This is a genomic window from Sorangium sp. So ce362 (assembly GCF_051519845.1).
GTDB lineage: Bacteria > Myxococcota_A > Polyangia > Polyangiales > Polyangiaceae > Sorangium.
Genome location: NZ_CP150332.1, coordinates 10,160,450 through 10,179,371, shown reverse-complemented (window position 1 = coordinate 10,179,371; position 18,922 = coordinate 10,160,450). Strand labels below are relative to the sequence as shown.

At 71.6% G+C, this 18,922-nt stretch carries 12 protein-coding genes and 1 pseudogene; 8 read left to right on the top strand and 5 right to left on the bottom strand.

Going from position 1 to position 18,922, the window contains the following annotated elements; genetic code table 11:
* Positions 1 to 697 precede the first annotated feature (697 nt).
* A pseudogene (locus WMF17_RS39245) lies at positions 698 to 1,075 on the top strand (JAB domain-containing protein); the annotation flags it as partial.
* A gap of 464 nt (positions 1,076 to 1,539) precedes the next feature.
* Here the strand turns inward: WMF17_RS39245 and WMF17_RS39240 are convergent.
* Positions 1,540 to 3,213 carry a serine/threonine-protein kinase gene (locus WMF17_RS39240; RefSeq protein ID WP_437646169.1) on the bottom strand — a complete coding sequence of 558 codons (1,674 nt, stop codon included), beginning with the start codon at positions 3,211 to 3,213 and terminating at the stop codon, positions 1,540 to 1,542.
* 182 nt (positions 3,214 to 3,395) lie between these two features.
* Here WMF17_RS39240 and WMF17_RS39235 point away from each other — a divergent pair, with 182 nt between their 5' ends.
* Positions 3,396 to 5,693: a helicase-related protein gene (locus tag WMF17_RS39235; protein WP_437646167.1), complete on the top strand. Its 2,298-nt coding sequence runs from the start codon at positions 3,396 to 3,398 to the stop codon at positions 5,691 to 5,693.
* A 133-nt stretch (positions 5,694 to 5,826) separates the two neighbouring features.
* On the opposite strand, the gene WMF17_RS39230 is transcribed toward WMF17_RS39235, so the two are convergent.
* Complete coding sequence (locus WMF17_RS39230) at positions 5,827 to 6,204, bottom strand: TetR/AcrR family transcriptional regulator (RefSeq protein WP_437598550.1); 378 nt, start codon at positions 6,202 to 6,204, stop codon at positions 5,827 to 5,829.
* A 268-nt stretch (positions 6,205 to 6,472) separates the two neighbouring features.
* Here WMF17_RS39230 and WMF17_RS39225 point away from each other — a divergent pair, with 268 nt between their 5' ends.
* The 6 genes from WMF17_RS39225 to WMF17_RS39200 all read left to right on the top strand — a co-directional run bounded on the left by WMF17_RS39225 (position 6,473) and on the right by WMF17_RS39200 (position 14,374).
* Complete coding sequence (locus tag WMF17_RS39225; protein ID WP_437646166.1) at positions 6,473 to 7,159, top strand: hypothetical protein; 687 nt, start codon at positions 6,473 to 6,475, stop codon at positions 7,157 to 7,159.
* Between the two features lie 121 nt (positions 7,160 to 7,280).
* The gene (locus tag WMF17_RS39220; RefSeq protein ID WP_437646164.1) at positions 7,281 to 8,261 is read left to right on the top strand and encodes a DsbA family protein; all 981 of its coding nucleotides are present in this window, start codon (positions 7,281 to 7,283) and stop codon (positions 8,259 to 8,261) included.
* 858 nt (positions 8,262 to 9,119) lie between these two features.
* Entirely contained in the window at positions 9,120 to 10,493 is a 1,374-nt protein-coding gene (locus tag WMF17_RS39215; RefSeq protein WP_437646162.1) for a hypothetical protein, read from the top strand.
* The gene (locus WMF17_RS39210) at positions 10,490 to 12,715 is read left to right on the top strand and encodes a hypothetical protein (protein WP_437646160.1); all 2,226 of its coding nucleotides are present in this window, start codon (positions 10,490 to 10,492) and stop codon (positions 12,713 to 12,715) included. Before WMF17_RS39215 ends, WMF17_RS39210 begins: the two co-directional genes overlap by 4 nt.
* Entirely contained in the window at positions 12,712 to 13,857 is a 1,146-nt protein-coding gene (locus tag WMF17_RS39205) for a hypothetical protein (RefSeq protein WP_437646158.1), read from the top strand. Before WMF17_RS39210 ends, WMF17_RS39205 begins: the two co-directional genes overlap by 4 nt.
* Before the next feature lies 1 nt (position 13,858).
* Positions 13,859 to 14,374, top strand: a complete 516-nt coding sequence (locus tag WMF17_RS39200) for a hypothetical protein (RefSeq protein WP_437646157.1) — start codon at positions 13,859 to 13,861, stop codon at positions 14,372 to 14,374.
* A gap of 82 nt (positions 14,375 to 14,456) precedes the next feature.
* Here WMF17_RS39200 and WMF17_RS39195 read toward each other — a convergent pair whose 3' ends face one another.
* From WMF17_RS39195 to WMF17_RS39185, 3 genes are all read right to left on the bottom strand, one after another.
* A complete protein-coding gene (locus WMF17_RS39195) occupies positions 14,457 to 15,983 on the bottom strand; it encodes a hypothetical protein (protein WP_437651441.1) in 1,527 nt (508 codons plus the stop codon).
* Positions 15,984 to 16,020: 37 nt separating this feature from the next.
* Positions 16,021 to 17,409, bottom strand: coding sequence for a hypothetical protein (locus WMF17_RS39190; RefSeq protein ID WP_437646155.1), 1,389 nt, complete (start codon positions 17,407 to 17,409; stop codon positions 16,021 to 16,023).
* A gap of 275 nt (positions 17,410 to 17,684) precedes the next feature.
* Positions 17,685 to 18,851: a hypothetical protein gene (locus tag WMF17_RS39185; protein WP_437646153.1), complete on the bottom strand. Its 1,167-nt coding sequence runs from the start codon at positions 18,849 to 18,851 to the stop codon at positions 17,685 to 17,687.
* Positions 18,852 to 18,922: the final 71 nt, after the last annotated feature.

Here is an 18,922-nt window from a genome sequence, read left to right as displayed (position 1 = left end):
GTAGGACGAGGCTCGCGTGCCGCCCGCCCAACGTCGCAATCAGCTGTGCTGCGCGACATATCTTCGTGTTTTCGCATGTAGGCTGCGAACAGTGGCGCCCTATCCCCGTATTCTCGCAGATGAGTCGCGGCGCCCCATGGCAGATCTTCGTATTCCCGAGGATAGGTCGCGATCTTCCGCAGGCTATCTGCGCATCTCCGGAGATAGGCCGCCGCTGCATAACTACGTATCCCCGTTGATGGGCTTCGGACGGCGACGGCGCACCGCGAAGCAAACTGCGTGCCTGTAATAAATTGCCGCGGGCGACTATGGAAGCGGCCTCCGCCTCCTCGAAGCGCTTTCGATTCGCGTCAAAGACGTCGATCTCGATCGACGGCAAATAACTCCGACCCCACCCCCACGTGCCGCCCCCATGCATCGTGGAAAGGTAGCGTATCCGAAGGATGCCCCACCTTGTCAAGGAGGCCGGCGCAGGACCGTTCGGTCGCTACACCGGACGAAGGCGCGAGCGGGCCCTCGATGCCCTACCCCTCGGAAGCGAAGGAGTGCCCCTGCAACGACCCGGCCGATCAGCGGCGGTGCTGTTCAGGTTGCCGCGGCTTGCCGAGTTCTCCTCCACGCGGGACGGCGCCCGAAGCCGCCCCCCATCGAGACCGCGGCCGAGCTGCCAAGCGCGACCGAGGCCGCCCTCCTCGAGATGGTGCTCGGCCTGCCCGGCGTCGGTCCGCGCATCCTCGGCACGGCCGCTCTCCCCTCCCTCGGCCGCCTCTCTCCCGCCGCGCTGGCCGAGCGCACCCAGATCGCCCTCTTCGACGCGACCCGGCTCGCCGCCGCCTTCGAGCTCGCCCGCGGTTCCGACGACGCCCTCTACGTCGGCCGCTCCACCGTCCTGCGCACGGCGCTGGACATGGCCGCCCACAGCTTCGTCCTGGCCCATGACCACCCGAGCGGCGACCCGACGCCGACCCGCGAGGACGAAGCGATGACCCTGGAGCTGCGCCACCTCTCCGCGGAGCTGGAAGCCCCGCTCAAGGCCCACGTCATCGTCGTCACGCCCAGCGGCCGCTACGCCGCATCAGGCAAGCCCCAGACGCCCCAGACCTCACACAGGGTGGTGTCGAAGCCCAGGGCCGCCATGCGATGGCAGCTGCGGCGAGCTACTCTCGCCAGCGGTCGAGGAGCTCGCGGGCGGAGCCGCCGCGCTCGAGGCGGGCGCGCGTCACCGCGCCGTCGGGGGCGATGTCGACGATGAACTCGAGCGTCTGCCGGCGGCGTAAGCGTCCTCGTGCGTCGCGATGAAGCGCCATGTCGTCACGCCGAGCATCGCGGGGAAGACGGCGACGCGCTGCGCTTCGGGGTGGGCGGCGGCGACGCGGGCGACGAGGACCTGCTGCGTCGCGATCCGGCCGCCGACGTACGCGGCGGCGACGGAACGGTGGCCGAGGACTGCGCTGTGAGCCTCCGCGAGCTGCTCGACGCGTCGGTCTGCACGCAGCCCCGGAAGCCGGCGAACAGCGGGGTCCCGGGCATTCGTCTCGTTCAGAAGCCGAAGGTGGGATCCTTCTCGGTAGCGCCCTTGTTGGAGGGCGCGGCCGGGGAGGGCCGCTTGGCGGGCGGGCGAGCCGGCTTGAGGGTGGCCTTCGCGGCGCCGGGTGGGGGGGCCGGGGAGGAGTCGGCGGCGGTTGGGGAGGGGTCGGCGGCGGCCGGGGAGGGGTCGGCGGCGGCCGGGGAGGGGTCCGCGGCGGTCGGGGAGGGGTCCGCGGCGGTCGGGGAGGGGTCGGCGGCGGCCGGGGCCGCCGATGCCGAAGCGGTGGAGAGCGCGCTCGCGCTCGGAGGGGGCGCGGGCTCCTCCGCCACAAGGGCGGGCGGATCGGCGGCTACCGTGGCGCCCAGCGGGGGCGCCGTCGCCGGCGTGGCGGGCGCCTCCGGAGCAGGCGAGAGGAGCAGGACGACCGCGGCGATCCCCACGCCGACCGTCAGGACGCTGGCAGCCACGGCGAGCAGCGTCCGCGACGACGAGGAGCGGCGGTCCACCTGCAGGGGCAGAGCGCCTCCCACGGCCTCCAGCGTGCCGCCCGCCGTCAGCGTGCCGCCCGGGCCTGGCATGCCGCCCGGGACCCGCATGCGGTCCGCGACCACCGTCCCTCCTCCCGCCACCACCGTGCCGCCGGGGACCACCGCGTCATCGAGGGCCACCGTGCCGCCCGAGCCCGGCGCGCCGCCCGAGCCCGGCGCGCCGCCATGAGCCGGCACGCCGCCATGAGCCGGCACGCTGCCGTGAGCCGGCACGCTGCCGTGAGCCAGCAGGCCGCCCTGTGCCAGGGCCTCGGCGGAATCCAGCGCGTCGCGCGCATCCGGGACCGCCGTGCGCTGTACGGCCGAGGCGAACGCACGGGCGAGCTCGTTCGCGCTCTGGAAGCGCTCTGCGGGCTCGCGCTTGAGCGCGCGCTCCAAGAAGCGATCCAGCTCGGGCCAGAGCTCGGGCGCGAGCTGCGACGCAACAGGGATGTCGCCCGTGCAGATCTCCACGAGCACGTCGCCGAGCTCCTCGCCGGGGAAGGGCAGCTGGCCCGTGAGGCATTGAAAGATAATCACGCCGAGCGACCAGAGATCGCTGCGAACGTCGATCGTCTTGCTCCGGCGCACCTGCTCCGGGCTCATGTAATGCGGCGATCCGATGAGCGTGCCAGTCTTCGTCGCGTCGGCGGCCAGCCCGGTGCCGATCGCCTTGGCGACCCCGAAATCGAGGATCTTGACGATCTCCTCGCCCTGGCGCGCGAGGAAGATGTTCGCCGGCTTGAGATCGCGGTGGATGAGCCCCACCTCGTGCGCGCGGCGGAGGGCCTTGCACACCTGGCTCATGATGCCGAGCGTCTCGGCCGGCGTGAGGCGCCCGCGGCGCTCGAGATACGCCGCGAGGTCCTCGCCCTCGAGGAGCTCCATCGCGAGATAGGGCGTGTCGCCCTCGAGCCCATAATCGTAGACGTGGACCACGTGGGGCGTCCGGAGCTGGGCGGACGCCTTCGCCTCACGCTCGAACCGCGCGCGCGCGACAGGGGAGTCGGCGTGCTGCGGCATCATGAACTTGATCGCGACCTCGACCTCCAGCTGGAGGTGCCGCGCCACCCAGAGCAGGCCCATGGCGCCGCCCGCCAGCGGCCGCTCCAGGCGATACTTCCCACCGACGACGCTCCCCGCTTCAAGCGACAGCATGCGTTCGAGCCTTCCGCGTCCGAGTGTCCATGCGTCCGGGCCCCCGGGGTCTAGCAGAGGCGGGGCCCAGTGTCGCGATTCTTACAACGGCTGGCATCTCGCCCCATCATGCCACGGGCACGGTGACGCGACGAAGACCGAGCGCGAGCGGTCCGCTGTCGCGGTACTAAGCTGCGCGCGGCATGGTGGACGCCTCTCCGATCACCGCGGTCCTCGGCCCGACAAACACCGGCAAGACCCACCGAGCGATCGAGCGCATGCTCGCGCACGACTCGGGCATGATCGGCCTGCCGCTGCGGCTGCTCGCGCGCGAGGTCTACGATCGGGTGACCACCCGGGTCGGCGAGGCCCGCGTCGCGCTCGTGACCGGCGAGGAGAAGCGCGTGCCGAGGCGGCCGGATTACTGGGTGTGCACCGTCGAGGCGATGCCGACCGATCTGGAGGTCGACTTCCTCGCCATCGACGAGATCCAGCTCGCCGCGCACGACCAGCGCGGCCACGTGTTCACCGAGCGGCTGCTCCTCTCGCGCGGCCGGCGCGAGACGTGGTTCCTCGGCGCCGACACGATGCGGCCCCTCATGGCCGAGCTCGTGCCCACCGCCAGGCTCGTCCAGCACCCGCGGCTCTCGCGGCTCGCGAGCGCCGGCGCCGGCAAGCTCTCGCGGCTGCCGCCGCGCAGCGCCGTCGTCGCGTTCTCGACCGCCCAGGTCTACGAGATCGCCGAGCGGCTGCGCGCGCAGCGAGGCGGCGCCGCGGTCGTGCTCGGCGCGCTCTCGCCGCGCACGCGCAACGCGCAGGTCGCGCTGTTCCAGTCGGGCGAGGTCGACTACCTCGTCGCGACCGACGCGATCGGCATGGGGCTCAACCTCGACGTGCGCCACGTGGCGTTCGCGGCGCTGCGCAAGTTCGACGGGCGCGACGTGCGCGACCTCGACCCCGCCGAGCTCGCGCAGATCGCCGGCCGCGCGGGCAGGCACCTCGCGGACGGGACCTTCGGCACGGTCGCGCCGCTGTCGCTCCCCGACGGCGTCGCGGCCGCCATCGAGGCGCACCGCTTCCCGCCGCTGCGGCGGCTGCTCTGGCGCAACAGCGAGCTCGATCGGAGCTCGATCGACGCGCTCCTCGCGTCGCTCCGGCAGCGGCCGCGCGCCCGCAGCCTGAAGCTCGTCGACGACGCCGAGGACACGGCCGCCCTGACGCGGCTCGCCGAGGACCCGGCGGTTCGAGCCCGCGCGCGCGGCAGCGAGGCGGTGGGGCTGCTCTGGGAGGTCTGCCGCATCCCCGATTTCCGCAAGCTCCTGTTCGAGTCGCACGTCGCGCTCCTCGCCGAGATCTACGGGCAGCTCTCGGGCCCGAGCGCGGCGCTCGACACCGACTGGATGGCCGCGCGGGTGGCCGAGATCGACGACGCGGGCGGCGACATCGACACGCTGATCACGCGGATCGCGTCGATCAGGACGTGGACCTACATCTCGAACCACGGCCGCTGGGTCCGCGACGCGGCGGCGTGGCAGGACCGCACGCGGGCGATCGAGGACCGCCTGAGCGACGCGCTCCACGAGCGGCTCGTGCAGCGCTTCGTCGAGCGCGGCGGCGGCGCGGCGCGGGGCCCGCGGACCGCAGCGCGCCCCGCGGCGCGCCGGGCCGGGGCGGAGCCGCCGCCGGCGGTGGAGGCGGGGCACCCGTTCGCGCGGATCGCGGCGCTGCGGGCGCTGCTCGCGCCGGGGCCGGCGGCGACGGCGCCCGAGGACGACCGGGCGCGCTGGGTCGAGGCGATCGTGGGGGCGCCGCACGAGCGCTTCTCCGTGGACGTGGGCGGGCGGATCGCCGACGGCGAGCGGCCGCTCGGGCAGCTCGCGCGCGGCCCGACGCTGCTCCTGCCCGACGTGCGGCTCGCGGAAATCGAGGACCTCGGCGCGGGGGCGCGATCGCGCGTCCTCCGGCGGCTCGTGGCGTTCGCGCGCGATCTCGTCGAGGAGCTCCTCGGGCCGCTGCGATCGCCCGAGGTGCGCGCGCTCCCCGGCGCGGCGCGCGGGATCGTCTACCAGCTGGAGCAGGGGCTCGGGACGGCGGCGGCGCGCGACGCGGAGGAGCAGATCGCGGAGCTCGCGCCGGAGGACCTCGCGCTGCTGAAGGCGCGCGGCATCGAGGTGGGCGAGCGCGTGATCTACGTGCAGCAGCTGCTCCGGCGCGGCGCGCTGGAGCGCCGCCTCGCGCTGTGCGCGGCCTGGTTCGGGCGGGGCTGCGTGCCCGCGTGCCCGGCGCCCGGCGCCGTGTCGGTGCCCGCCGCGCGGGGCGTGGATCCCAGGGCGTACGCGGCGATCGGCTACCCGGTGTTCGGGACGCGGGCGCTCCGCGCGGACGTGGCCGAGCGGGTGCGCCGCGCGCTCGCGAGCGGCGAGCCGGCGGAGCGGCTCTCGGGCTGGATGGGGTGCCCGGCGCGGGAGGCGCCGCGCGTCGCGGCGTCGCTGCTCGGGTAGCCGCGGAGGCTCACGCCCGGCTCGGAGCTCCTCGATTCGATCCATGAGCCAGGACAGGGGATGCCGAACGCGAGGATGGACTGCAGGTACAGGCCCGAGCGACGGTCCCAGAGGTCGGCGGCGTGCGCCGCGCCTACGGCCGGTCCGTCGGGCTCGCCGCCCGCGTCGGTTGCGCGGCGAGCGTGAGATAGCCGAGGATCGCGTCGGAGATGGCCCGCCGGAGAGCGCCGGCCGCCGCGCCGACCTGGTCGAGGATTCGCAGCATGTGGCGCACGTGGCGCTCGTGGAGCGCGGTGACGAGAGCGTCCTTGTTCGGGAAGTACTGGCAAACCGACCCGACGCTCACCCCCGCGACCCTGGCGACCTCGTTCGTGTTCGCCCCGTCGTAGCCGTGCGCGTCGAAAACGCGAGCTGCGGCCTCGACGATGGTCTCGACGAGAATGCATTCCCGCGCAATCTGCTCCCGCCGGTCCTCCTTGTCCTCGTGGTGGCGGTCATGTGGCTGACGCACGCCCTCCTGCCGCGCGCGTCGGTGCTCCCGGCGCCGTATCGACTGCATCGCGTTCGAGGAGCGGCGAATGCGCGCCCGGTTCGGCGTTGCATACGAGACCTACGCTCGGTCGACGCGGCGCTGGGTCTGACGGCGCGCGCCGCCGGAGGGGCCGTCCCTCGCCGCTCACGTGGATGCGGGCCCGGATTTGAGTGTGGCGGCCGAGCGAAAGGAAGTAGAAGAGGCTGCGAGGGGTCAAGGGGTGAGAGAAGGAAGAGAGCGGCGCTGGATGACAGGCATGCTTCGCGAGGTGCTGCGGCTCGGTTGCGCGGCGACCGTGGTGTTCACGGCGGCGCAGCAGGCGGCCGCCATGCAGCCGGCGCCCGGCGCCGCGCCGCCGGCCGGCGTTTCGCCGCCCGGACCTCCCCCGCCGCCCCCGGCGTGGGCGAGGAGCCCGGCCCCCTACCCGTGGCAGCCCGGGAGCGCTCCCGCGCTCGAGCAGCCGACGCCGAAGCGCGCCTGGTACGGCTGGCAGCACCTCATCGTGCTCGGCGGGACCCTCGGGCTCGTGCCCCTCGCCGTCGCCACGGAGAACGAGCCGCTCGCCTGGCTGACCGCCGGCGCCTTCGTGCTCGGCGGTCCGGTCACCCACTGGGCCAACGGCCACCTCGGCAAGGGCTTCGCCAGCCTCGGCCTCAACGCCGGCTGCACGCTCGGCGGCGGCATGGTCGGCCTGCTCATCGGCAGCTCTTCGGACTCCCGCGGCGGGTGGGACGCGCTCGCTGGCATGCTCATCGGCAGCAGCCTCGGGCTGCTCACGGCCAACATCGTCGACATCGCCGTCCTCCAGTACGAGGAGCCCCCGACGACCGAGAGCTACGACTACATCCGCCTCCGCTCGCCGCGACTCCGGCTCGCGCCGCACGTCGGCCTCGCGCCGGACCGTGCCACCTTCGGCCTCGGCGGCGCCTTCTGAGGGGGCTTCTTGAGGGGGCAGCGGCGCCGGGCGTGCGCCGTGAGCGCCGGCGGGTGAGGCGCGTGGGTCCCAGGCGGCGCTTCGACCTGGCTCGGCCGCGGCGGCGGTGTAGCATCCGCGCGTGTTCATTCCGAGATCAGGTGCACGACGGCTCGCGCTCGCCGCGCTCGCCGCGCTCGCCGCATGCGGCGGCGCGGAGCGGCAGGATCCCCAGTTCGCGGATTCTTCCTCGGTTCCGCTCCCCGGCCCGCCCGGCGCCGCCCCGCTCGACGCTCCCGGCGGCGAGCCGGAGGAGCTGCCCGGCGTGAACACGACCGAGCTCGTCCGCCGCGAGCGCCACACGTGGTGGCAGCTCGTCTCGCAGCTCTACGCGCCTTGCTCCGATCAGGCGGTGTCGCTCGCGCAGTGCGTCCGCGAGTCGCGCCCCTGCGCGGCCTGCGTGCCGGCCGCGCAGCTCGTCGCCGACAAGATCCGCGGCGGGGCGAGCGCCGCCGAGGCGCAGGCCGCGTACGGTGTGCGGTTCGGTCCGAACGTGAAGAAGATCGACCTCGCCGACTCACCGTCCCGGGGGCCGGAGCGCGCGCCGGTCCAGATCGTCGTGTGGTCGGATTTCGAGTGCCCCTCCTGCGGCCGCGCGGTCCCGCTCCTCGACGAGGTGTTCGAGCGCCACGCGCCGAACGTCCGGCTGGTCCACAAGGTGTACCCGCTCCGGTCGCACGCGCACGCCGAGCCCGCGGCGCGCGCCGCCATCGCGGCGCACGCGCAGGGCCGCTACTGGCAGATGGAGCGCCTCCTGTTCGAGAACCAGCGGCGGCTCGAGGAGAAGGACCTGCTCGGCTATGCGCAGAAGGTCGGCCTCGACATGGCCCGATTCCGCGCCGACATGGCGGGCGAGGCCGCCGCCCGGGTGATCGCGCGCGACAAGGCCGAGGCCGACCGCGCCGGGCTCTCGGGGACGCCGTTCATCGTCGTCAATGGGCGGGAGTTCGATCTGGCGCTGTTCAGCCTGCAGGGGGAGCTCGATCGGTGGATCGAGACGGAGCTCGCGATCCTCGGCCGGGGAGCGGCGGCCGCGGCTGCCGGAGCGCCGGGCGCGCCGTGAGCTCCGCCGGCCCGCCGCCGGCGTCACCTCCTCGATCCCGTTTGCCGAGGGCCGCATGGGCGAGAGATAGGGCGGACGCCGCGTAAGGCATCGGAACAGTGTCCGAGACCATCGAAGGCTCGATTCCTCTCGTATACCCGGAATCCCTCTCGTTGAGCCCCGTGCCCTGATCTGCTGCTCTCCCTCTCATGTGCGCTCTGCGCCGCATCCTGCGTCCTGAACCCGGAAACAAACCACTAACGACTAACGAATTTTCATTTGGGTGCGGCTCTTCTGGAACGAGCCGATTCCTCAGCGATCGAGCCACTTGCTGCTACTTGACCGGCCACTGGATGCGCGAACCAATTACTGAGTGCTACCCGCCCCGAACCGCCTGCATTTCGTCGAGAGCCGGGCTGTGATTGCGCATGAGCAATCAGATCCGGCGCGTGAAGCCTTTCCGGCGTGTTTACGATGACCTTCCGATCGCCTCAATGCTCGCGATGAAGCACGTGATTTCAGGCACTTAGCTGTCGTCGCAGAAGAGCCGCACCCAAAGGGCTTTCTCACTGGTGCCCCCGTCGGTTTTTTGCTGCCTCGACCTCGGTGAGGTCCGTGCCTTCCCCGCGCAGCCCACCGGTGCCTCTCCGCCAAGGACGGATGGGTGGATCTCGGGGCGCGCTCCTCGGCTGAGCAATGTCCTATCGCTCCCATCATGGCGCTTGTAGCCGTGGAATGAGCGGGCGAGCGTGCGCTGGTGAGAAAAATCGCAGGGTGGAGGGAATGGGGATGAGGACGAGAAGGAGAACGAGGTCACGGCCGACGCCCCTTGTCGCCGCCTTCGCCGCCCTGGCGCTCGGCGCCATGGCGTGCGGGTGCTTGTGGGATCGCGATGACGACGCGCGCGGGAGCTTCTGCGCGCAAGCCGACACCAGCACTGTCGAGTACTGCGTGGACGCGAGCGAGGGCCCGGGAAGCGCGTGGCGCGAGGCCGAGAAAAGCGGCGCGCTGCCGATCCAGATGTGGGCGCCGCGGCCGAACGGCGTGATGCTCGACGATCTCGTCGCGAGCGAGGCGGAGCTCACGGCCTGGTTCGACAACCTCGATCGGGCCGTGGCCTACGTGCGCGACGAGGAGAAGAACGCCGAGTCGCTCCGGGCGACCCTGCACGGCGAGCTCCGCGGGCTGCTCGCGGTCGTCGGGCATCACCAGAAGGAGGTCCTCGAGGAGGAGCCGGTCCGCGCGGCCGACAACTTCAAGCAGGCGATGGCCGACAAGGCGAGCGCCGAGAAGGAGCCGCTCGCCGGCAGGATCGCGGCGGACAAGCAGGCGATGGCGGTCGTTCAGGCGATCTTCGACCAGGCCAGGGACGACGCCGCGCCGCTTCGATCCCGGTACGCGGCCGCCGCGGTGCGCTTCGCCGCGTACCGCGCGACCGAGGCGGTGGAGACGGCGGCGTACGCGGCGCTCTCGGCGGAGGCGTCGCGGTCGGACATCCAAGGTCTCGGCGGCGCGGAGCAGGCGGTGCTCGCGGCGGCGCGCGAGGCGAGCCGGGCGCCGAACGAGCTCGCCGCGGAGGTGATGACGCTGTCGGCGGAGCTCCAGGCGTTCGCGGTCTCGTTCGAGGAGGAGATCGCGCCGCACAAGGAGGTCCTCGCGACGCACGGGGCGGTGGTGCCGGACATGACCTCGGGGGCGCTGCGCTCGCTGAGCGCGATGCTGGGCTATGCGCAGCGGCGCGTCGCCCGGAGCGACGCGACCGCGACCGGGCTGCTCAGCGGCATCGCGCTGCGCCGGCAGGCGCTCGAATTACTCCAGGCGGATGAGGGGGCGCGCGAGGCGATCGCGCGGTCGCGGATCCGCAAGGCGTCGGAGGGGTTCAGCGAGGGAGCGCGCGCGCGGGCAGCGGCGCTGTCGGCGGCGCCGCCGGTGAGCGAGAAGCTCGGGCTGCCGCTGCTGGCCGAGCGATGCGGGGAGCTCTTGGCGCTGGTGCAGCTGCGGCCGCTCTGCGAGGCGGCGGGGTCGTCGTGGCGCGAGGCCGGGTGCGCCGCGCTTCGCGGGCGGTTCGACGCCGCGGAGGCGGAGCTCAGGACCGGCCTGCCGCGGGAGATCGCGGCGGGCCTCGCGGCGCTGCGGGAGAAGGGAATGGCCGCGGCGGCGCTCGACGCCGCGCAGGCGAGGCTCGACGCGGGCGACGTGAAGGGCGCCGCGCTCGCGTATGACGCCGCCGTGCGCGGCGCGGAGGGGCCATGAGAGGCTCGAAAGACGTTGCGCGGCATGGCTTCTGCGCCGCGGTGTTCCAGAAGGTTGTCGCGCTGATGACGGCGCTGGCGGTGCTGGCGCCGTCGCCGGCGTGGGCTGGCACCCGCACGCCGTACACCGTGCTGTGGAGCAGCCACGGTGATGCCGATTCGTGCGGTTCTACCGAGCTGGAGACGGAGGGCAGCGCGATGTTCGAGGTCAACCAGACGCCGCTGCCCACCTACGGGGTGCCGGGCGCGCTGCAGATCCACGGCGACGGCTCGCGGAGCAACACGCTCGAGGCGGAGTTCGACTCGGTGCTGCTCCGCATGGGCAGAAACGAGTTCCACTTCGGGGTCCACACCGTGAACGGCGGCAACTGGTGTACCCACGAGCAGGAGGTGGTGCACCTCGTCTCGGAGCCGCTCGGGCTGAACAAACCGCTCTTCAACCTCCGCCGCGATGGGACCGGCTTCGAGGGCAGCACCGACGTCGACCTGCGCCTCGCCGAGATCAACCCGGCGCTGGCGCGCGACATCGCCGAGCTGGAGGTCGTGCTCGCCAGGCTGATGGTGGCGATCCTCCGCGACGCCGCCAAGGTCGCGGACCTCCGGGCGAGGATGGATCTGCTGCGGCAGCTCGACACCGAGCTGCACGACCTGGTGAGCCGGCCGCTGGCCGAGATCTCGCGGACCGACCTCGACGCGATCCTCGACCGGTACAAGGACGTTGTCGACGCGGAGACGCGGGCGGCGATGGAGCAGCTCGTCGACGACCTGAAGAAGAGCGTCCGCGATCTCGAGGACGAGCTCGGGCGATTGCTCGACGAGTTCGGCGCGCAGGCGGACGAGGTGGCGGACCTGGCGACGCAGGACGCGCGCGACGAGGGGTGGAACCCGGATGACCCGGGGGCGTACGCGCTCGGGGAGAGCGAGGTGCCATGGGTCGAGGTGCCGGACATCGCGGAGGTGGACGGGGCGTTCGACGAGGGGAGGGATCCCTATGCGGCGTACGCGGACGCGGTGATCGCGGCGCTGGAGGCGGACGTGAGCGGCGGGGTGGTAGTCCTTCGGGCGGACTTCGTGGCGAACGTGAGGGCGTGGCGGGCGAACAGCGCGGCGCTGGAGATCGCGCTGCGCGACCGGATGGGGGTGTCGCTTTCGGAGACGAACGCGTTCCTGAAGGCGCAGAACCGGATCGCCGGGGTCGTGCGGCGGTTCATGGATGCGTCGGACTGGTTCGAGGACTCGCCCGTGCCGCCGGACCTGCGGGCGCAGGTGGACACGGTGCTGAAGCCGCGGTTCGACGCGCTCGCGGACCAGATGAAGGACAGCCTCAACCAGTGGACGGGGGACGGGCTCGACCTGGAGCAGACGCAGCTCTACCAGACGATCAGCGCGTTCGCGGGGGCGATGTCGACGGTCGGCGAGGGGTTCGAGGCGTACGCGGAGGTGATGCAGACGCTGGTGCACGCGACGACGCGCATCGGGGTGGGGTTCGTGCCGGTGGTGGGGCCGGCGCTCGACCTGTGCGAGGCGGTGACGGGCAAGGAGTGGTGCCTGCCGTCGGGGCAGGAGCTCAGCACCGAGGAGCGGATCTTCTCAGGGGTAGGATTCGGGCTCGGGGCGGTCGGGCCGATGTGGCGCGTGGTCAGTCGCGCCGGCGGGCTCACGCCGGATGCGATTCGGGTTGCCGAGGAGATCTCGCAGTTTGGCGAGGAGCTTGCCACTGCGTTGCGTGCACCGCGGCGCACCCGGTACAAGGCGCTGCGTGGTGCTGTCACGACCGGAGTGATGAATGATTTCGAGAAAAAGGCAGCGCTCTACCTGATAAAGGGGGAAGGGCGGGCACTGATCGGGGTCGGCGACGATGGGGTGCGCACGGTGCTGGGGATCCTCAAGGATGCCCCGGGTGACCTGGCGAAGGCTCCCGACTTCGTCTCGGTGACCAAGGGGAACAGGCTGGCCGTGAGCGAGGCGAAGGGCATTGAATCGGATACCGGGAAAGTCGATGCTGGCAAGGCGATAAAGCAGCTGATGAACGCGATGAAGAAGCTGAAGAGTCTTGGGCTCGCAGGAGACGTCGACAGGGTGGAAATCATTATGCCCAGGGGTGCGCCGTTCAACAATCCCAATTTCGGCACCAAGGACGGCTACTTGTTCAACAAAGTCGAAGGCAAGACCGTCGAGATCCAGGGCTTCCCGCTCCTCTTCATCAAGGTCGTCCAGCTATGAACGAATCGGGCCCTGATTTTTACGCGTGGTGCGACGAAGCGGACAGGCTCGACGCTTTCGCGGAGGCGCTGTCCGCGCTCGTCTACCCGGGTGGAGTGTGCAGCCTCAGCCTCTCCACGCTTGGAACATCCGAACGCTTGTGGCGCGACGGGGTTCTCGTTGAGGATGTCATCGAGATGATACGTGCCGCCTTCAAGTCGGGCTCACAGGTGGACGTGGATTTTGGCGCCCGGTGGCGGTGGTTGTCCAGGACGGGCTTGAACCTGGAGTGCTATGGGGAAGCACGGGCCCGTTGGTATCCGTACAGCCCTTTGCGCGTAGGGACGGGCGAGCGGAAGGATGTGTTCCCCGACTGCCTCGAAATCGCCGTCGGCCTGCGCTCCGTGGAGGTCGAGGCGGCGATCGCTTCCATGGAGCTCCAGCAGGAGATGGAGGAGATTTTGGTCGGCCTGTGCGCGCCGGGCGCGCACGCCCACGTGACGACCGGCATGTGCACGGCGGCCTGGGCCCAACCTGCCCCGATCGAGGCGTGCGCGACCTACCATGCGGACGCCAGGGTCGCCCGCGATCTCGCCCTGTCGTGGGTGCACCTCCATGACGGCGACATCGTGGGGCGCGCCTCGGGCCTATCGTTGGACGCGCTCGCTGCCCGCGTCGACGCCGCTCCACGAGGGGCTTGTGTTGGCGTCGCCAGCGACGTCGAGCGCGTCGACCAACACCTTAGCCTGGACCGCGCCGCGTCCCGATCGAGGGACGAACGGCCTACGCATGTCGGCGCTGTACGACGCGGCCCGCGCGCCCGTCTCCCAGACGACGCCGAGCTCACACGGGAACAAGTTCTCGCGGCGCTCGCCACTCCGCCGGCTACGCTCATCGAAGCGCTCGAAGTCTCCGCCGTATCAGACGACGAGTGGCGCGCTGTCGAGCCTCGCGCGCTCGAGTTCATCGATGCGGTGAAACAGGGCGCGCCCACTTCCGCAGTCAACGTGCGCACGGGCAGGCACGTCCGGTTCATCGAGCGCCATTCCCCGTACCACGTGCAGGTCCTTCCGAACGGGGGCGTAATGCTGGCGACCCATCCCTACCGCACGCTCTGGCCGCTTTGGGCGGACGCCCTCGTCTTGCTCGGTATCACGTCATGACGTGAAGGATCTGTTCGCTCTGCGTCGCGGCTCGCGGTATTCCATCGAGGCCGCCATCAGCCATCAGAATCGGGACACATCGTCTATGAACAATGAACATGGCGAAAGGATGGGCGAGCTCTCGCGTCTCGTCGAGCTGGTACTCGACGTCGCAAAGAGTGCTCTGGAGCAACAGGGAACATTTCTCCCCGGTTCCATCGCGGTCGACGCCGCCGGGAAGTATGCCATCGGCGTGGCGCCGGACGGCGGTGTTGACGGCTGGACGCTCCTCACGACCGCGTTCCGGCAGCGCGCGGCGGCCGAGAAGCTCCGAGCTGTCGCGCTCTATCGAGACGTACGGGTCCGCGAACGAGGCGCATCGGAGGACGTGGACGCCATCCATGCCGTCGTGGAGCTCGCCTCGGGGGGAGCGGTCCAGGCGTTCCAGCTCTATCGCAGGAACGACACGGGGCAGATCGTCTACGACAAACCGCAGATCGAGCAGGCTGCCTCCGCTATCTTCGCAGAGTCGCATTAAAACAGGGGACGCGAGGCGGACGAGAAACCGGCGGCGATAGCAGAAGAGATCGCGGCCACGTACCCCGCTGACGTGGCTTCGGCTATTCGGGGAAGCGAAGCGTCGGGTGGGCCTCACCGCTCGGCCCCATCGTTGTCGTGCCATCGTGGTTCCAGCTGGTCCCGCCCTTGCCCGGCTGTCCGGTCTCGATGGTGACGCCCTCGAGCGTGAGCTTGTCCTCGTCGAGGTAGGCGATGCCGATCGAGTCGCCGCCGCGCCCTGGGCCGCCGTAGCCGCCGGGCCCTCCTTGGCCGCCCCGGCCGCCGAAACAGGCGGCGAGTTCATCCGCCAGCACTCCGCCCGGCGCGCCTCTGCCGCCTCGGCCGCCGTCCTGGGGCTCCCCGCCGTCGCCGCCCCAGCCGGCATCGTCCGCCGTGATCTTTGTGTCGCGCACGGTCACCCGGGCGTGAAGCGCGACGACGCCGATGGACGGCAGTCCGGCCGCTCCCCCGCGGCCCCCGCGGCCCCCGCAACCGCCGGCCCCGCCCGAGCCTCCGCCTGGGCCTCCCTTGGAGGCCACGCCGCACAGGGCGAGCCCGCCCCAGCGACCGCCACCGCCGCCGCCGCCCTGGCCCGGCGTGCCCCAGGTGCCCTCGCCCCCCGTGTCGCCCTCCCATCCTGTCTCGGTGAGGCGCCCGATGCCCTTGCCGGGCGCACCCTGCGTTCCAGGAGCCCCCGGGCCCCCAGTGAATCCGATGGAGCAACTGACGTTGTCCCGCTCCCCGATACCGCCGCGCGAGGGCGAAGCGTAGGCGGGCTCCCCGTCGCCTCCATCCTCGGCGCTGTCGGACAGGCCGTCCCCTCCCTTGCCGCCGACGCTCGTGAGCCCGTTCTCGCACCGGTTCACGGACGCAGGCCCGCCGGCGACGCGTGTCGCCGAGCACGCGTCCCCACCGAAATTGCCATCCGGTCCGTCTGGTAGCCTGGACGGCCACTCCTCGCCATCGGCGCCTCCCGATCCATTGCTGACGGAGATCTCGCTCCGCAGGATCTCCACCACCGTGTTGGACTGAGCGAGCACGCCGGTCGGTCCCCAGGCCTGGATGTAGAGATCGGCGAGCGTCGACACCCCGTCCGCGGCCCCCCTGTCCTCCGGGCCCGCGGGCTCGATGATCACCATGGGAGTGGGGACCGGATCGTGAAAAAACGAGGACCGCTTGGGTAGATCGCTGCGCACCCATTTCCGGCAGTCGAAGCCCCCGAGGAGATCCACGCCGGAGGGCAGCCTGACCTGATGCAACCGGAATCCGTCGTTGCAGACGAACACGCGCCCTCGTCCAGCGCGCGCGAGCTCGACGGCGCGCTCGACGGTGAACACCGGCTTCGCCTTCGTGCCGGGGTTCCCGTCGTCGCCAAAACCGTAGGCTCCGGCGACGAACACGCCGCAACCGTCGTCGAGGATATCGGCGGCGACGTGCTCGACGCAGACCGACTCCGGAGGCGGCTCGTCCTCGCACGATGCGCCTTCGCAAGGCATCACGCCAGCGTCGTTCACGTCGGGCACGGTCCCGCAGCCGGTGGCCCACGGCGACAACAGAAGGACGAAGGGTGCAGCGGAGGTCTTCTTCATGTGCGTGTCCTGACGTGCGCCGCCTGCGCAGGCCGGCTCATCGAGGCGCTTCCGGATCTTGCTCATCGAACCTGTACCAGAAGAGCGCAGCCCCGTCGTTCCCCTTGCCGAACAGGACTTCCGGGGTTGCATTGCCGCCGAGCCCCCCGGTGCCGGCTTCTCCGGGCAAGACCGTTGCATCCGGGAGAAGGGTCACGGAGGCGCCCACGGATCCGATGCCGAGCGAGTGGCCCCCGAGGCCGCCGCCGGCATCGCCCCCGCGGCCGCCTCGGCCGCCATCGCCGCCGCGGCACCCAACCGACTTGTCGGCCACAAGACCGCGTCCGCCGTGTCCGGCGGGAGCGCCCGGGCCTCCCCACTGGCCCGTTCCGCCGACCCCACCATCGCCGCCCTTGGCCCCGAGGACCTTGCTGTCCACGACCGTGAGGTCGCTCCCGTACAGCGCCACGATCGCGATGCTCGCGCCGCCGTAGTCGCCCCCCTTGCCGCCCTCGCCACCGCACCCGCCGCTGCCGCCCGATCCGCCGGCCGCACCGCCCTGAGGCCGACCGGTCGGACACGCGTTCATGAAGTCGCCGCGCCCCTTGCCGCCGCCACCCCCGCCACCGCCCTGCCCGACGCCGCCCAGCTTCCCGTCCTTCCCGCGGACGCCGACCCATCCGTCGACGCCCAGGAGGCCATCGGCAAGCGCTCCGGCAGCGCGCTCCGCAGGGGCGCCGGCTGCCCCCGGCTCGCCGTCCTTGCACGCCATGCTGGACGCGCCGAAGCCGCCCAGGCCGCGCTCGTCCGGATTCCCGACCGGTTCCGGCAGTCCTGAAGCGCCATCGCCGCCCGTCTCGAGGCCGCCGTCGCCCCCGTAGCCCCCCGTCGACTCGATGCCATCGCCGCACACGGTCACGACCGGAAGGGCGCCCAGCGCCGCGTCCGCGGTGCAGGCGTCCGCGCCGTTGTTCCCCACCACGCCGGCGTTCGCGCGGAAGCTCGGCGCGTCCTCGCCCGGCTCTCCATCCTTGCCGTCGCCTGCGAAGATCTCGCTTGCCCGCACGATAGCCCTGGCCCCATGGCTCAGGACCATCGCGATCGACGACTTGCCGTCGCTCGCGGAGGCGTCGGCCGCCACGGCGCGCACGCCGAAGATCACCGACGTCGCGTCTTCCCCCGCGAGGACCGCGTCGTCCCCCCCGAGGACCCGCACCGGGATCCCCACGGGCGGCGCGATGACGGTCAAGGCGTGCTGCCCGTCGAGCGGCCCTCCGTAGGACCAGTCGCCGCCGGCACACAGACGGCCGCCCCAGAGGTCGACCCCCTGGGGGAGCGAGATGGCCTCCTCGAACACCCCGCCGCACGCGTACACGCGCCGAGTCGGCGCCTGGCCGTTGTCGCGAACCTGCGCGGCGAGGCCGGCCGCGTGTTGCAAGGTCTTCACCGGCGCGTCCTTCGTGCCAGCGTTCTTGTCGTCACCTTGCTCGCTGACAAACACTCCGCACTGGTCGAGCGCTGGCGCTGTGCCGGGCACTCCCGCGCACGGGTCGGGCGGAGGCTCCGGATCGGGAGAACACGCCAGCTTTTCCGCGCAATCATCGGAATAGCTAGCGCAAGCTGTCAGCGTGCTAGCCGCCCACACGCAGACCGCGAGAGCGACGACCGACGTCACGGCGCCTCGGTCTACCAGCGAACTCATTCTCTCGGCCCCCCGCGTGGTCACCATGCCCCCTCGATTCGCGCCCCAAATTCGTTCCCATTCGCCACGGGAGAGACATTGACCCGATCCCGCGCCGGCTTGAATGCCAGGAAAGAGAAGTCCGTGAAGAGCGACGCGGCGGTCACGGCACCGACGACACCGCCCGTGATCGCCGCGGCCAGGCCGGCGCGACCGAACAGGTTTCGCGCGTCCTGCAGGCGCGCCAGCTCGCCACACGGCGAGCTCCGAGGCGCTTGCCAGCACATCGACGCGCTCGATGACGGCTCGCTCTGGAGCCGGTTTCGCCGGGCGCTCAGGTCGTCATCGAGCTTGCCCGCGTGGATCATGAGGAGGGTGCCCACCGTCACGCCGGCCGTCGTGACGGCGATCCCCGTGATGCGCAGCGTCCCCGGCCAGGAGGCCCACGGGCTGGGAGCCTGCGCGCGCAGCGGGGAACGTGCGCGAGGGGTCGGCGTCGCCGGCGCGGTGCCCTTGGCGCTGCTCGCCTCCTTGGCGCTGCTCGCCGCCGCACGCGGCAGCTCCAGCGTCATCTGGTGCTCCGCGCCCACCACGCCGAGGAAACCCTGAAACGCGTCTGCGTGGCCCGGTGCCCGAGCCCGCACCATGACGTGTTTGCCCGGCTCGAAGAAGAGCGTGTAAGTGCGCGCGGTCCTCCCGATGCGCTCGCCACCGATGAGCACCTCGGCGTCAGGCGGATCGACCGAGAGCGCGAGCGTGGCGACGCGCTTCGCTGCCTCGCGCTGTCCTGCCTCGAATCGCCGCTCGAGCGCTTCCGGCAGCGCTTCGCGCTGTTCGAGGCTCTTGGCAAGGTGCTCGGCCGCGTCGCGGTACCTGTGCAACGCGACCTCGCAAAGGCCGAGCTCGCCGGCGATCTCCGCCCGCTCTCGCTCGGTGCTGGTCGTCGGGTCCGCGGCCTCGAAAGCAGCCTTGTAGGCAGCGTGTGCCTCGATCCAGCGCCCGGCATTGCGCGCTAGCCGACCACGGCGAACAGGGTCCTTCACCGATGAACTGTCCCTCGCCTTCGGGGCGGACACCGTCGGCGCTGGCAGACTTCGTGAAGCCTGTCGCGCCTTCGGGGGGACATCGTCGGCGCTGGCAGACTTCGTGAAGCCTGTCGCGGCCCCGAGCGCGAGAAGAATCGAGAGCGAATGCGCAATGTGACGCATCCAGTGACGGTACTGACGCCGGCCGCTCGGCGTCAACCGGCGGAAACCCCGACGTCTCGACCGTTTAGGCG